Genomic DNA, 16,553 nt, shown 5'->3' with positions numbered 1-16,553 from the left:
TTTCTCCAGCCAGAACAGGGGGGAAAGCATGAATTTGAGAGGATAGGATACGATTTTTATACATTTCAGAAATTGTTATATTGAGGAGCAGCAGGGCCAAATGTTACGCTCGAAATCGATTCGGAAAACAAAAAAACGAAACGATGGGAGTAGACTCAACTTGAAAAAGAATTCTACCAAAAAGGTTATATCTGTTGCATTGGGCCTCTTACTGCTTTCCAATTCCGTAGTGGGGAATGCTGCAACCGCAGCATCAAACGGAGCTTCAATTGAACTGCCGCCAGCTCCGGCATGGGGACATTTTGTAGACAACTACAAAAACAGTATTTCTGCTAATCAGTCGGTATATTCCAATCCGGTCATCGGCGTGCTTTCCGGGTTTCAGGAGCTCTGGGAGCCTGGTACTTCGTGGAACAATGGCACAAAGCGCAACAGTAGCGTGCTGGACTACAACATTCAATATGTAGCAAACATTGCTGCCACTCGTACGGCGGAAGATGAACAATTGGCTTATTTCGTTGACCGGACAAATCAATCGTATGGAGCGACTGAAGGTCTTGGCGCTCTGGCAGATGTGTATCGCGACAAAACAGGAACCTTCACGACGATTACGAGCATCCCTGATGATGCCACTACGGTCAAATACAACGACGGCAATGGCTCCAATAAAGCGGGCGACTCGAATTCCGAGCTTGGCAAAATGGTAGACTTGATCGGGACGCTGCGAGGCAATTACGCATCCAGCAATCCTTCTAAAAACTTCTACAGCTATATGCGTCCATACCGCTGGGCTAATGATACAAATATGATTGTGCCGACGCTGGTTCCTGCAATCAGCACAACGCCGGCTACGGATGGCGGCTTCCCAAGCGGTCATACAAATGCTTCGTATCTTGCTTCTTATGCACTGGCTTATGCTGTGCCTGAGCGCTTCCAAGAGCTGCTGACCCGTGCTTCGGAAATGGGGAACAGCCGGATTATTGCAGGCATGCATTCACCGCTAGATGTTATAGGGGGACGTGTTATGGCAACGGCGCTAGCGGCTGCTACCTTGTCTGACCCGGACCATGCGGCACTCAAGCAGGAGGCTTATAATCAGGCGCATGCCCTTCTGTTGACCGAAACAGGTACAGCGGAAGACCGTTTCACTGACTATGAGAAAAATAAAGTGCAATTTACCGAGCGTTTGACCTACGGCTTCGATCAGATCCATTCGACAACCGAGCCGATGGTTGTACCTAAAGGGGCAGAAGTGCTGCTGGAAACGCGCCAGCCTTATTTGACGGGCGAGCAGCGCCGTGCGGTATTGGCTACTACCGGCATTTCTTCCGGCTATCCGGTGCTCGATGACCCAGAAGGCTGGGGACGTCTGAATCTCTTTGCAGCAGCAGACGGATATGGCGCTTTTGACAGTGACGCAACGGTGTCGATGGATGCCAGCAAGGGCGGCTTCCATGCAGTGGACAGCTGGAAGAATGATATTTCTGGCGTTGGCAAGCTGACGAAGGAAGGAACCGGCGCCTTGAAGCTGCTCGGTACCAACACGTATTCCGGTGGTACTCAGATTAACGCGGGTACGCTGGAGAGCGGTTCGGCAACAGCTCTTGGAAACGGCGATGTCGTGAATAACGGCGGTACGCTTACGGAGAATGTAGCTGGAAAAATGACGATTGACGGGGATTTCACGCAAGCTGCGAGCGGTAAGCTTGAGCTTAACGTTGCGAGCGCTAGTGATGTGCTTGAAATTAAAGGCGCGGTAAATGCGAACGGAAAATTGCAGGTGAATTTTCCAAGCAGCTACGTGCCAAGCAATGGCTCTGTCACACTTGTGAGCTACGGTGCTAATCAGCAAAGCGGACAGTTCTCATCGGTCGAGATCAGCGGGGTGCCGAGCCAGTATAATGCTCAGGTCGTTTATCAAGCCGATAAAATAACGCTTGAAATTACGAATAAATCGAGTTCTGGAGGCTCTGGTGGTTCTGGAGGCTCGGGTAATACGTCAACGCCTTCACCAACACCTGCTCCAACGCCTACTCCAGCTAACCCTGTAGATCAGAATTCTGGTGTAACGGTGACAGCAAAGGCTGACGCTAATGGAAATGCAGAGGCTGTCATTGACGATGCTCAGATTAAAACCGTAGTGGAGCAGGCTCAGGTGAAAGAAGCGGGAGCACGAATCGTCACGCTGACCGTTGAATCGGCAGATAACGCCAAATCAGTCGGCATCTCGCTATCCAAAGCTGCTGTTGCCAACCTGTCTGCTGGCAAAGTGGATAAAGTGGTCGTGGTGACTCCATTCGGCACCCTTACCATTCATTCAACTACGCTGAATGCAATTGAGAAGGCTGCAGGCAATAACATTCATGTCAAGGTAACACAAAGCGGAGCAGACACGCTTACACCGGAAGCCAAAAATGTAGTTGGCGCAAGACCAGTGCTGGATATAGCGATTGAATCCGGAAATACGAGTCTTTCTACCTTTGGTGGCAGCAGCATTCAAATTGATATTCCTTATACGCCTGCACAGGGCGAGGATACAAGCGCCATTGTTGCTTATTATATCGACAATGACGGGAAGCCTAGCATCATGAGCAATTCCAGCTACGGCAATGGCAAGGTTACTTTCGTAACGAATCACCTCAGTCATTATGCTGTTGGCTACAATAAGATCAGCTTTAGCGATACAAACAGCCATTGGGGAGCTTCATTCATCTCCTATTTAGCTGCCCGTGATATGATTGAAGGCAGCGGCGGCAACCAGTTTGCACCGGATAAGAACATTACGAGAGCAGAATTTGCTAAAATACTGGCGGGTATTGCAGGCGCAGATGTGTCTGGAAATACGACCTCCGCATTCGGAGATGTCAAAGCCGGAGATTGGTACCTGCCTTATGTAGCTTGGGCAGCAGAGCATGCGATTGTCCAAGGATCATCGAGCAGCACATTCAAGCCAAATGAGCCGATTAGCCGTGAGGAAATGGCGGTTATGCTGAAGCGATTTACGGATCAGGCTGGCTTCACGCTGCCTAAGTCGGCTAGCGGAGTTACTTTTGCTGATCAAAGCAGCATTAGCTCGTGGGCAACAGATGCAATCGTTTCGTTGCAGCAGGCCGAAATTATCTCCGGCAAGGGCGGCAATGCCTTTGATCCGAAAGGCGGCGCAACAAGAGCCGAAGCGGCGAAGATGCTAGCTGTGCTGCATCAAAGCATGAATAAACAATAATAGCGTCAAATATTCGAAAAAATAAGCTTTAAAGTGTGAGATTCAAGGGAACAGAAGCAAGAAACAAGAAACAAGAAACAAGAAAACATGGAACAGTGAGAACTCGAAATTGGGGTTCTCTTTTTTTCGTTTGACACAAGCGATTTAGCTTGGTCTATCGAATATAACACCAGTGATGAATCATGCTTGAAGCTGCTTAGACAAGGAGGCTCTACCCCAACTCCAAGCTTTACTTGAAAATGGCTGCTGATAGCCGTGTCCTATCGGACTGCACAGACCTTATTTTTTGAATTGAGATCATATATTCCTATTGGCGGACTGTGGGGCCGCTATCATCCGATTTCTGGTGGCATTTCACGGTTTTTGGAGACAATAGCGGCTTCTGAGTCCGCGAACCGGATAAAAAGGGGAAATGTTCAGTTTTAACGGCCTCTCGGTCCTCTCACCCTCCGATTCCCTTTAGACAAGACTGACAGGAAGTTAGTCAGTCAGGACTCCAGTTCGATGGCTGCTCTTTCTTCCATTCACTAGTTCAACTTATATTCACGATATCCTTTGAACTTACGAAAGGAGAGGGGCAAGGGAGTATCTTCTAACGATAGGAAAAGACGGTTATTTAATGGAAATACTCTGTTTTTTTCCTAGTGTCGCCAAATAGGAATCTATATACTAAAAAGGGATTTACTGCGCTAAATAGCTGTCGGAAAAAGGAGGCTAGATCGTTCAACCTGTATTTTGTAAGCGCAACCAACTGATCTTCAAATCGAAAGGATGCGATTGATTCATGTTCAGCAACCACTCCAACTGGCTTAAAAGGACGGCTGCCACGCTAACGGGGCTTACGCTGCTATGCGGCAGCGCCGCAGGCGCAACTGCTGCGGAAACGACAGCCTCAGGGCAAGCAGGGACAGCTTTGAGCAAAGTACAGCTGGAATATTTGGATAGAGGACTTGTAGCTGTAGCTTCTTCGGGAAACGTATTTCTCAGCTGGCGGCTGCTAGGCAATGAGGTGACGGGCTATTCCGAGGGTGGAATGACCGGAGCGAATTTCAACGTTTATCGGGATGGTACGCTCATTGCAACGGTGACGGACAGCACGAACTACTTGGATCCGCAGGGCAGCGCTTCATCGCGTTACCAGGTAGCGGCTGTGGTGAATGGGGAAGAGCTGGCACGCAGCAGTGAAGCTATACCGTGGGGAAATGGCTATTATGATTTGCCGCTTAATAAGCCGGCTGACGGGGTTACCCCTGTGGGCGAGGCTTTCACATATTCGGCTGCCGACATGAGCGTCGGCGATGTGGATGGCGACGGGCAATATGAATATATCGTCAAATGGGACCCGTCGAACGCCAAGGATGTGTCGCAGAAGGGCTACACCGGCGAGGTTATTATTGATGCCTACGAGCTTGATGGCACGCAGCTGTATCGCATTGAGCTAGGGCCGAATATTCGCGCCGGCGCGCATTATACCGAATTTATGGTGTATGACTTTGACGGTGACGGCAAGGCGGAAATGATGTTCAAGACAGCGCCGGGTACCAAAATAACGAAATACGACGGCAGCGGAGGAATCGCGTCCGAAAATTATATTACGATGCCTCAAGAGGATATTGCAGCAGGCTACAGCAATAACGACGATTATCGCGTGAGCAAGCAGGGCTATTACGAGCATGTCGTAAATATGTTCATGAACTGGGACAAGCATGAGGAGGTCGTAAACGGCAATTGGCCGGCAACGCTGGAAGAAAGCTTCGGTATTGCGCCGAAATATGCCTATCCTCTGTCCCGCGAGGATGCGGAAGCGCTGACGGATTATTTTATGGATGTATATGCGCCAGCGCGCAGCGGCAACAACAAGCTGCGTGATTTTGAAGGCTTTATTTTGAGCGGGCCAGAATATTTGACCGTGTTTGAAGGAGCGACAGGCAAGGAGCTGGAGACGATCCCCTACAAGCCGGGCCGGCATGACGATGGCCTCATGTGGGGCGACTATGCGATGGGCCGGATTGAGCCGGGCAACCGTGTAGACCGTTTCCTTGCAGGCGTAGCTTATTTGGATGGCACGAAGCCTTATGCCGTATTTGCCCGCGGCTACTATACGCGCTCGACGCTCGTTTCCTATGAATGGGACGGCAAGCATTTGCGCGAGCACTGGTTTGTCGACAGCGGCTGGGTGCCGATGACGAATCCTTTCAACGATGGGCCGCATGGCAGACCGGGACTGAATCCGGCCTTTGCAACGCTTACGACGCAGGGTGCGCATTCGCTAAGCACGGCGGATGTAGATGGCGATGGCAAGCAGGAAATTATTTATGGCTCCTCGACGATTGACCATGACGGTACACTGCTCTACAGCTCGGGCGATATTTTGCCGCCGGGCAGCGCAAATCCGGGGACGTATGCAGGTCTTGGACATGGCGATGCGCTTCATGTCGCAGATATTGATCCTGACCGTCCGGGCTTAGAAATTTTTATGGTGCATGAGGGTGGGCCGTATGCCCCTTATGGCTACTCGCTGCGCGATGCTGCGACAGGCGAAGTCATTTATGGCGGCTACACCGGCAAGGATACCGGACGCGGCATGGTAGGCGATATCGACCCGAATCACAGAGGGCTGGAGACATGGGCGGTTGGCACATGGACAGCAAGCGGGACTCAGATCAGCACTACCTCGCCAGGAACGAACATGAACATCAAATGGGCGGGCAATATGACGACGCAAATTGTGAATGGTTCCTTGGAAAACACGCCGACGATTGATGATTGGAAACGCGGCAGATTGCTAACGGCAAATGGAACCCGCACGAATAATCATACGAAGGGAACGCCTTCGCTCGTAGCGGATATTTTCGGAGACTGGCGGGAGGAAATGCTTGTGCGCACCGTGGACAGCTCGGCTATCCGCATCTATACGAGCACGGAGCTGACAGATCGCAAGCTGTATACGCTGATGCATGATCCGCAGTACCGTACAGGCGTAGCTTGGCAAAATACGACGTATAACCAGCCAACGTACACAAGCTTCTATTTTGCATCGGACACGAATTTTGCAGGTGTACCGATTCCGAATTATTGGACACCCGTTGTGGATGATCGAAGCTCCATCGGCGCAACGCTCATTGGACCTCATGCAATGGCGAAGGGACAAAGCTTCGATGTCGTTTATGCCCTGCAAAATGTGCCAAGAGGCATTGCGGAGCAAAGCATTCGAATCGAATATGATCCGACTGTATTGGAGCTTGTAAGAATACCGGAATCGCTGGATACAGGCAGATTTGTAATCAATGAGCATGTGGACGCTGCAGGCGTTATCAGCTTGAAGGGCAGTCATGCGGGCGACGGACTGAATAATCCGCTGGGCAATTTGTTCAAGCTGACCTTCCGCATAAAAGCGGATGCGCCAGCTGATGTGACCGCGCTTGCGGTAACCAAGCTGATCGGCACGGACGGAGCAGGCGTGAATACGCAGCTTGCAGGCGATGTGCTGAATATTAAAGTTCACTAATGGTATAAAGGATAGAGTAGGCCCGTTTATATGGCTTGTGGCGGCTAGCGCAAATGCGCATACCGCTGCAGAGCACCGGAAAACCTTCAAGGCTGCGTTTTAGCGCGGTCTTGAAGGTTTTTTTGCGATGAGTCTGAAAAGATGCTGCTAAATCGTTTATAGTAGAGTAGAAATCAACTGCTAACATAAGAGGGGAAGAAAGATGCGGAAAAAAGTGGCGATTGCCATCACGATTTTTTGTGGGATATGGATGGTCATTATGGCGTTCCCCTTTGCGACGATTGCCAGCGACGTTCCAGAAGCTGTAAACGGGGAGCTGGATTTGACAAAATGGGCTTTCTCCGAAAACGGTATTGCCCGCCTGGACGGGGAGTGGGAATTTTACCAGAACCGGCTACTGGCCCCGGCTGATTTTAAGCTGGAGAAGCGGGACAGACAAGGGCTTGAGAGAACGGGCTACGTCCATGTACCGGATAGATGGGAGCAATATGCAGTGGCGGCAGATGAACCTTCCCCCTACGGCTATGGAACCTTCCGCTTGCGTGTAAAGCTTCCGGAAGCAGGAGAGCATGTTTTCGGCATCAGGCAGACGAATATTAAAACAGCCCATAAGCTGTTCGTGAACGGTCGGGAGATTGGCGGCCGCGGGATTCCGGGAATGAGTAAGGAGGATACCGTTTCCGTGAATGCGCCATATGTCCGTTTTTTTACGGTGGAGGGCGGCGAAGCGGATATTGTTGTGCAGGTTGCCAATTATCGTTATTCGCAAGGAGGTATTACCCATTCCATCCTTTTGGGATATCAGGAGGACATCTTGTCTGTACGGGAGTTTGCGGTGGCCAAGGACTGGTTTGCTGCAACGACCTTTCTGTTAATGGGCATCTATTTCATCATATTGTTTCAAATGCGAGGGCATGACCGATCATGGCTCTATTTTGGCCTGTGCTGTATAGCGATCTGCTTGTATTCTATGACACATGGCGAAAAAATGCTTTTAATGCCGTTCCCGGGAATTCCCTATGAGCTGTTTACGAAAATTCAGGATCTTTCCGGTGTGCTTGCGGTGCTGTTTTTACTGCTATATACGAGGTATTCCTTGCCCCATCTGTTCCATAAAATCGCGCTGCAAACGTCCGGATTGCTGATAGCGTTCACCGTACTCCTTACTGTGGCGACTCCGGCCTCCGTCTTTACACGCTTTACACTCGTAAATTTCGCCTTGGCGCTTGTTGCCGTTCTCTACGTCATTTACGTCATGCTCGTTGCTGTCGTGAGGAGGATGGAGGGCTCGGTGTATATGCTGGTCAGCGTCGTATCGCAGCTGGTTATGACAGTTGCCTCCTTGATGGAGTTTCTAGGCGTACGGTCATACGTATCGTTGCAAATGGCTGCTTGGCTGTGTTTTTTCATGGCACAGGGCTTGCTATTATCCCGAAGATTTGTAAATGCGTTTGATTCGGTTCAGAAGCTGTCACAGCGGCTCGGCTCGATGGACCGGCTGAAGGATGAATTTCTGGCGAACACCTCCCATGAGATGAAAACGCCGCTGCATGGCATTATCAACATTTCGCAATCGCTGCTTGAGGGCGCGGCAGGCCGGATGACACCGCAGCAGGAGGAAAACATGGCGATGATTGTAGGCATCGGCAAAAAAATGAGCAATCTGGTCGGTGATCTGCTCGATTTCTCGAAATTGAAAAATGGTGAGCTTGTTCTGCATCAGCAGGCTGTTGCTCTGCGTCCGCTTGTGCGCATTATATTCGAGATGTTTCGCCATTTCGCCGGTGCAAAGCCGATACGCTTCACAGACCGTTTGAGTGATCAGCACTATGTTTATGCCGATGAAGACAGGCTTACGCAAATTATGAACAATCTAATCGGCAATGCGCTCAAATTTACAGCTTCAGGGGATATTGCCGTTGCAGCGCGTGAGGAAAACGGCTGGCTCGTGGTGTCTGTCTCGGACACGGGCATTGGCATACCTAATGATAAGCTGGAAGTTATTTTTGAATCCTTCGAGCAGGTTGGGGGAGCACTGGCGAAGGAACGAGGAGGAACGGGACTGGGGCTCAGTATCGTCAAGCGGCTTGTAGAGCTGCATGGCGGAAGCATTTGGGCCGAATCGGAGCTAGGTAAAGGCTCGGTATTCACATTTACTATTCCGCTCGCAAATGGCATGGACGTGGAGCCTGCTGAGGCAGGAGTAGATAGAATCCATGCAAGGCTGGGGAGTACAGCTCAGCGAAGCTACCCGGCAGAGACGATTAAACTGGAAAGCTTCGGGGCGGTTACGATTCTCGTTGTGGATGATGATGCCGCCAATCGGCAGGTGCTGCTCAATCTTTTGTCCGTAGAAAAATATTCGGTTATTGCCGTATCTAGCGGCAAGGAGGCGATGCGGCAGCTGGAGCAAGAACGCCGAATTGATTTGGCGGTTATTGATTTGATCATGCCGGAAATGTCAGGATACGAGCTGTGCCAGAGCATTCGCAAAAAATATTCGCTATCCGAGCTCCCGGTGCTGCTGCTTACGGCAAGAAATCGGCCAGAAGAAATGCTGGCGGCGTTCGACGCGGGAGTGAATGACTTTCTCGGAAAACCGGTCGAGGCTGGCGAGTTGAAATCGCGCATTCGCACACTGCTGGAAATGAAAAAGTCCGCGAGCGAATCGGCACTTGCCGAGATGGCCTTTCTGCAAGCGCAGATCAAGCCACATTTTCTCTACAATGCGCTTAACACAATCTCGGCTTACTCACTGGATGATCCTCAGGCTGCACGGGATTTGCTGGCCGCGCTAAGCGACTATTTGCGTGGCAGCTTCGATTTCAGAAACTTGGAAGAACTTGTTCCGCTGCATAAGGAGCTAGAGCTGGTGGAGGCTTATCTATCTATTGAAAAAGCCCGCTTTGGGGAGCGATTGCAGATTAGGTATGAGATAGACGGTGATGTAGATTGCCTTCTGCCGCCGCTTGTCATTCAGCCCTTGGTGGAAAATGCGGTGCAGCATGGTTTGGCGAGCCGCAAGCAAGGGGGGAGCGTTAAGATTTCCGTTTGCGAGGAGGAGCATGATGTCGTCATTACGGTAGAGGACGATGGCATAGGTTTTCAAGATTCCTATTATGCAACACGAATCGGGGATGGCGGGGCGCAGAGCAGCGGCGTGGCTCTGAAAAACATCCAGCAGCGTCTATTTCGGATATACGGTCGGCGTTTGGATTTTGCAAGCAAGAAGGATGGGGGTACAGCAATAAAGATTAGTATTCCGAAGGGAGACTACCTGGATGATTAAAGTAGTCGTGGTTGATGACGAGCTTCCGGCTTTAAAAATGGCTGAGAGTGTGCTGCGGACGTTGGGCGATGTGAAAATTTGTGGGCTTTTTGACGACGCTGAGGAGCTAGTGGCGTGCTTACATACGATAGAGGTTGACTTGATTTTTGTCGATATGAAAATGCCGAGCATGAATGGGTTGGAGCTGGCTGAGCAGATTCAGAGGCACAGACCCGATGTAGGAATCGCTTTCGTAACGGCCTATGACTATTATGCGGTTGACGTTTTTGAATCGGAAGCGTTCGATTATGTGATGAAGCCCATGACGGCGCAGCGGATCAGCAAGACGCTGGAACGATTCACAAAGAAGAGAGGGACAAGGCAAAGCGCGAAGCCAATGGACATCCTTGTCCGCAGCTTTGGGCAATTTTCCTTGGAAACGAGCCAGGGGAACACGCTCAAGATGCGCAGAACCAAAACGGAAGAGCTGCTTGCCTTCTTTCTCCACCACCGGGACCAGCCTGTTGGGATGGAGACCATTATGGATGCATTATGGGGGGACCGGGATGCGGAGCGGGCGCAGGCAATGCTGTATACGACAGTATATCAGCTGCGCAAAGAACTGGAAGCGCTCGGTCTGATGGATGTCATTGAGCAGACCCGCGCCGGAGGGGGACGCTACCGCTTGTTATGGGAACCGAAAAGCTGGGATTGCGATGAGTTCGAAAGCAGCTATCGGCGCTTCAAAAACGGCGGCAGCATGGATGAAGTGCAAAGGGCGTTGGAGCTGTACCGAAACGGCTATTTAACGGACAATGGGTACGAATGGGCGGAGACGAGACGGACGGAGCTTGAACTCAGATATATCGAGCTGCTGGAATGGGCAGTCGATGTGGAAGTACGGCAGCAGCGCTACGAGTTTGCTTTGCTGTATTTGCAAAGATGGGAAAAACAGCAGCCGTTTGCAGAGCGCATTCACGCTAAAATAATCGCTTTGCACTTGCTGATGAGCAACAAGGAAGCAGCCGCGGCGCAAGAGAGAAAGCTGCGGGACTTGTTTGCCGGCGAATTAGGCGCTTTACCGGATATAGATACAAGGGTGCTTGCTCTAAATCCCACGTCTGTTTTTTAAAATATAAGCATTTATAAGCTTCACCTTTATAATCGGCGATTACGAGCGGCTTCCCTGTCCTAAGGACGGTGGGGGCCGTTTTGTTTTGTTCAAATTCGGTTCAACAACGATAAAGTATAATGTCGAAATAAGGCATAATTTGAAGTTAAAATGTGAGAGGATGAATACACGAGTGAACACACGAAAAAAGAAAAAAATGCTATTGATATGGACATCATGGTTATTGATTATCTCCAACTTATTTTCAATAACGGCATTTGCCGGGCCCGCACCTATTTATAATCAAAGCGGCTTAGGCTACAGCGGGACAATCTCCGCATCCCCGATCGGCGATACGATTGAGATGACTGGGTATAGCGACTGGCCTGCTGGATTTACACAAAACAACAGCTTTTCGGGCGGTATTTTTGATGGAGAGAGCATTTGGATGCTTCCTCAAGGTGCTGAAGGCTTGATCAAGATTAACAAAGATACAGGAGCAATGAATGGCTACACGGCATGGCCTAGCGGGTTTGCGAGAGGAAGCTCAAAGCCGGATTTCACTAGCGGTGTCTTCGACGGCCAGAGCATCTGGATGATTCCTTATGGGGCGGATCGAGTGATCAAGGTGGACAAGGATACAGGAGTGATGACCGGTTATAACAACTGGCCAAGCGGTTTCGTATTGCCTAGCACTACGACAAATCCAAATCCTATGATTAGACCACAGCCAAACTTCTCTGGCGGTGTCTTTGACGGCCAAAATATTTGGATGGTTCCTGCCGGTGCCAATTATGTTATTAAAATCAACAAAGATACGGGAGCGATGATCGGCTATAATAACTGGCCAAGCGATGTTCAGCTGCCAAGCCAAGGTGTGCTAACACCTGAGGGAGCTTTTCTTATTAATACGAACTTCAATGGCGGCATCTTTGACGGTCAGAGCATCTGGATGGTTCCTAACGGAGCAGACCGGGTAGTCAAAATTGACAAAGACACTGGCGCGATGACGAGCTACAGCGATTGGCCAAGCGGCTTTACGAAAGATTTCTCTTCTTCTCAAGGCTTTAACGGCGGTATCTTCGATGGTCAGAACATTTGGCTAGTTCCTAACGGAGCAGACCGGGTCATCAAAATCGATAAAGACACCGGCGTGATGACGGGGTACAACAATTGGCCGAGTAGTCTGCCCGCTGGCGGCAAATATTTCAGCGGTGTCTTTGACGGTAGGAGCATCTGGCTGATGCCTGGTTTGTTTACGGATCAGCTTGTAAAGATTGACACAGACACGGGGGGAATGACGGCTTTCAACAATTGGCCGAGTACGACAACGATAGGCATGGCTCCTTTTTATAGTGGTGTTTTTGATGGCGAGAGCATCTGGATGACGCCTGGGACAGCTAATCAAGTGGTCAAGCTTGGTGGAGCGACGGTACCCGTGACGGGGGTGACGGTGAGCCCTGAAACGCTGACCCTTACAGCTGGAGGCAGTACAGGAACGTTGACAGCTAATGTATCGCCAAGCAATGCAACGAATAAAAAAGTAACGTGGACAAGCAATAATCCGTTGGTAGCGACAGTAGACGAAGACGGAGTGGTCACACCGCTGACAGCGGGAAACGTGACCATTACGGCGACGACGGAAGATGGAGGCCAAACGGGAACGAGCATGGTGACGATAAATGAAGCGGACGTGCTTGTGACGGAAGTAACGGTGAGCCCTGAAACGCTGACCCTTACAGCTGGAGGCAGTACAGGAACGTTGACAGCTAATGTATCGCCAAGCAATGCAACGAATAAGAAAGTAACGTGGACAAGCAGCAATCCATTGATAGCGACAGTTGATGAAGATGGAGTGGTCACACCGCTGACAGCGGGAATAGTAACCATAATCGGAACGACGGAAGATGGAAGCAAGACAGCAACGAGCACAGTGACGATAAATGAAGCGGACGTGCTTGTGACAGGAGTGACGGTGAGTCCGGGAACGCTGACTCTTACGGCTGGAGGCAGCCCGGGAACGGTGACGGCGGGCGTATCGCCGAGCAACGCGACGAACAAGAAGGTAACGTGGACGAGCAGCGATCCATCGGTAGCGACAGTGGATGAAGATGGAGTAATCACACCGCTGAGAGCAGGAACGGTGACGATTACAGGGACAACGGAAGATGGAGGCAAGACGTCAACGAGCACGGTGACGGTGAATGAGACAGACGTGGCGGTGACGGGAGTGACGGTGAGCCCGGGCACGCTGACCCTTACGGCTGGAGGCGGCACGGGAACGGTGACGGCGGGCGTATCGCCAAGCAATGCGACGAATACGAAAGTAACGTGGACGAGCAGCGATCCGTCGGTAGCGACGGTGGACGAAGACGGAGTGGTCACACCGCTGAGAGCAGGAATAGTGACGATTACAGGGACAACGGAAGACGGAGGCAAGGCGGCAACAAGCACCGTGACGGTGAATGCGCCCGGAACCTCTGCGCCAACCGCACTTACAGCGACAGCCGGCAATGGAACGGTGACGCTGAACTGGACTGGCGTACAGGGATCGGTTTCTTACAGTGTATATCAGTCAACGACGGCTGGTGATTACGGGTCCGTTCCAATTGCAGTTGTAAGCAGTGAGAATTTCACTGTAACGGGACTAACCAATGGAACAACTTATTACTTTAAGGTTAAAGCGAATGACGAAGAAGGAGTAGGCAGCTATTCCAATGAAGCGAGTGCAACGCCGAGAGCAGGCTCCCAAGGCTCGGGCGGTGATTCCTCCAGCGGTGGCAATGGCACTTCTGGTTCTTCCGCAACTGGCGGACAAGTGGCGCTGGAAGGTTTCCGAGTAATCGTGAACGGCAAGGAGTACGATCAGATTGCTACAGGGAACACGACGAAACAAGACGGTAAAAGTACTCTGACCGCAACGGTGGATACGAACAAGCTGACAGCACAGCTCGCCAAAGAGGGCGGTAATTCGACCATCATTATTCCTGTTGCGAGCGTGAGCGCGGATAAAGTATCCACGGTATTGACTGGGGATGCAGTGAAAGCGATGGAAAACAACGAGGCTATTCTGGAAGTTCGGACGATTAACGGGAACTACAAGCTGCCTGCGTCAGAAATTGCAATCGATAGCCTGTCATCATTGCTGGGCGTTCAAGTGAAGCTGACGGATATCGTCGTGCAAGTGGACATAGCGAAGAGCAATGATGCAAGCGTCGAGTTGGTTAAAAATACGGCGGGTAAAGACGGGTTTAGCGTGGTGCTGCCGCCAGTTGATTTTACGGTTACCGCTTCATACAATGGCAAAACTGTAGTCGTAGACAAGTTTAGCTCATATGTTCAACGGGAAATCCCGCTTCCGGCTGGAATAGACCTGAGCAAAATTACAACGGCAACCGTGCTTCTGGAGGACGGAACGGTTTATCATGTGCCGACGTACGTTACACAGCACGATAAAAATTATTTTGCGGTCGTTAGCAGTCTGACGAACAGCACGTATACTTTGATCTGGAATCCCATTACGTTCGCGGATGTGGAAGGGCATTGGTCAAAAGATGCGGTAAACGATATGGGGTCGCGTATTATTGTGAAAGGCATCGACGAGACGCATTTTAATCCGAATGCAGCCATTACGCGCTCGGAGTTCTCGGCGATTATCGTTCGGGCGCTGGGACTGGCCGAAAACGGAAAAACAACGACCTTCCATGATGTGAAGTCCAGCGACTGGTTCATGGGCGCAGTAGCTAAAGCGCAGGAATACGGTATTATTAAAGGCTATGAAGACGGCGCATTCCGTCCGAACAAAACGATTACACGCCAAGAAGCGATGGTTATGCTTGAGAGGGCGATGAAGCTTACGGGCTTGAACACAACGGTGAGCGAAGCTGAGGCAGCGTCTGCACTTGCTTCGTTTGCAGATGGCGCGGCTGTAGATGCTTGGGCGAAGCAGGCTGTCGCTGCGACAATAAACAGCGGCTTGGTTCAAGGCAGAGATGCTGGTTTGAAGCCAACAAGCAACATAACTAGAGCAGAAACGGCAGTTATCGTTCAGCGCATGCTGATTAAGGCTGAACTCATTGACCTCGGAAATTCGAAGTAAACGAGATTCCAAGCACAAAAACCTTCAAGGCTGCCTATTCGCGCAGCTTTGGAGGTTTTTTGCGTATGAGGGTGGTTGGGAATAACAGCTGCTGAGCGGTTTATTTTTGACAGGCAAGCTAGAAAATGGTTTATAGTAGAGAGGTAGAGTTGATAAGTGTTCATTCGTTCATGTTTGCGGGTAATTAGCATTAGAGTGTGGGGGCGAGTCATATGCGTAAATTAGTATTTTTTCTAGGCGGGGCGGGAGCGGGCAAGACGACGCTGGCCAAGGCGCTCGCACGGCGCAAGGGCGCTGCGATTTTTGATATGGATACGCTGCTGCGTCCGGCTGCCGAAGCGATTATGACGGCGTCGGGGCTCGATCCGAAGGACCGCGATTCGGAGCTGTATAAGGTGCGCTGCCGGGATCTCGGCTATCGGATTACGATGGATGCGGCTTTGGAAAATGTAGCGATTGGCACGGACGCGCTCGTCATCGGTCCTTTCACGAAGGAAACCGCTGATCCGCTATGGATTGAGCAGGAGCTGTCGGCAATCGGTGCAAGCCTGCGTGATGTGGCTGTGCGGGTCGTTCTTGTCTCCTTGCGGGATCAGGAGCTGCATCGCAGCCGGATAGAGGAACGGGGCCTAGAGCTTGATGAATGGAAGCTTGGCAATTGGGAAGCCTTCAGCCGCTCACTAGGGCCGCGCAAGCTGAATTGGCCGATTCCAGCGTCTTCGGTGCTTGATTTTGATAATTCAGGCGAGCTGAATGAGGCAAAGCTGTTGCTGCTGGAGCACTTCGTATATGGTGATGACATCGTAGAAGGGGAGTGAGGCTGCATGTCCTTATATTTCAGAGACAACTTCTTCAATTCCGGCAGTACAAGCATTATGAATGAGACGGGGCAGTCTGCGGGGTGGGTTAATCTGAAAAGTGCGTTCAGTACTTCGCTTGAAGTTTATGATGCCAATGATACGAAAATGTGCGAGGCGAGATTTCGATTTTTCTCGATGAAATGGGAGGTCAGCGACAGTCAGGGCACTCCGCTTGGCACGCTGCGCCCTCGGATGAGCTTCATGAACAAACGGTTCGATTATGATGCGGGCGAGCGAGGCTTTTATTTGATTGAGTCGCCGGCTTTTTCCAAGGAGTATATGATTATGAACCGCCGCGAGGAGTCGATAGCGAGCTTCGCGCAGACGAGCGGCTGGATGCAAAGCGGCGCTTATTGCTTATGGAATGAAACCCGCCTGCTTGGAGATTATGAGCTGATTGCCGTTATTATGGGCGTGAATGAAATTAGGAAGCGCCAGCGTCAATAGCGTGAATAGGAAAATGAACAGGCCGCCATGCCTTAAT

Annotated in this window: 7 protein-coding genes; all 7 read left to right on the top strand. The window is 50.9% G+C overall.

Annotated features, from left to right (window positions below; all coding sequences use genetic code 11):
- The first annotated feature begins 160 nt into the window (after nt 1-160).
- The 7 genes from AC50YG_RS06755 to AC50YG_RS06725 all read left to right on the top strand — a co-directional run bounded on the left by AC50YG_RS06755 (nt 161) and on the right by AC50YG_RS06725 (nt 16,516).
- Nucleotides 161-3,223 (top strand): S-layer homology domain-containing protein, encoded by a 3,063-nt coding sequence (locus AC50YG_RS06755; RefSeq protein WP_494825665.1) that lies wholly within the window; start codon nt 161-163, stop codon nt 3,221-3,223.
- Between the two features lie 784 nt (nt 3,224-4,007).
- Nucleotides 4,008-6,731, top strand: a complete 2,724-nt coding sequence (locus tag AC50YG_RS06750) for a rhamnogalacturonan lyase family protein (RefSeq protein ID WP_494825663.1) — start codon at nt 4,008-4,010, stop codon at nt 6,729-6,731.
- A 202-nt stretch (nt 6,732-6,933) separates the two neighbouring features.
- Complete coding sequence (locus tag AC50YG_RS06745) at nt 6,934-10,020, top strand: ATP-binding protein (RefSeq protein WP_494825661.1); 3,087 nt, start codon at nt 6,934-6,936, stop codon at nt 10,018-10,020.
- Nucleotides 10,013-11,131 carry a response regulator gene (locus AC50YG_RS06740; protein ID WP_494825659.1) on the top strand — a complete coding sequence of 373 codons (1,119 nt, stop codon included), beginning with the start codon at nt 10,013-10,015 and terminating at the stop codon, nt 11,129-11,131. The genes AC50YG_RS06745 and AC50YG_RS06740 overlap by 8 nt, the downstream gene beginning before the upstream one ends.
- Before the next feature lie 172 nt (nt 11,132-11,303).
- Nucleotides 11,304-15,209, top strand: a complete 3,906-nt coding sequence (locus AC50YG_RS06735; protein ID WP_494825657.1) for an Ig-like domain-containing protein — start codon at nt 11,304-11,306, stop codon at nt 15,207-15,209.
- A gap of 212 nt (nt 15,210-15,421) precedes the next feature.
- Nucleotides 15,422-16,027 (top strand): P-loop nucleotide/nucleoside kinase family protein, encoded by a 606-nt coding sequence (locus AC50YG_RS06730; RefSeq protein ID WP_494825655.1) that lies wholly within the window; start codon nt 15,422-15,424, stop codon nt 16,025-16,027.
- Between the two features lie 6 nt (nt 16,028-16,033).
- Entirely contained in the window at nt 16,034-16,516 is a 483-nt protein-coding gene (locus AC50YG_RS06725) for an LURP-one-related family protein (RefSeq protein ID WP_494825653.1), read from the top strand.
- The last annotated feature ends 37 nt before the right edge of the window (nt 16,517-16,553 follow it).

The organism is Paenibacillus sp. J31R34, assembly GCF_059383715.1.
The sequence above is the reverse complement of the archived record's forward strand: the minus strand, read 5'-3'. Positions and strand labels throughout refer to the sequence as shown.

What these genes read in the sequence shown, in the direction of transcription:
- AC50YG_RS06750 (WP_494825663.1), top strand. Translation starts at nt 4,008, where the DNA reads ATGTTCAGCAACCACTCCAACTGGCTTAAAAGGACGGCTGCCACGCTA.
- AC50YG_RS06745 (WP_494825661.1), top strand. Translation starts at nt 6,934, where the DNA reads ATGCGGAAAAAAGTGGCGATTGCCATCACGATTTTTTGTGGGATATGG.
- AC50YG_RS06740 (WP_494825659.1), top strand. Translation starts at nt 10,013, where the DNA reads ATGATTAAAGTAGTCGTGGTTGATGACGAGCTTCCGGCTTTAAAAATG.
- AC50YG_RS06730 (WP_494825655.1), top strand. Translation starts at nt 15,422, where the DNA reads ATGCGTAAATTAGTATTTTTTCTAGGCGGGGCGGGAGCGGGCAAGACG.
- AC50YG_RS06725 (WP_494825653.1), top strand. Translation starts at nt 16,034, where the DNA reads ATGTCCTTATATTTCAGAGACAACTTCTTCAATTCCGGCAGTACAAGC.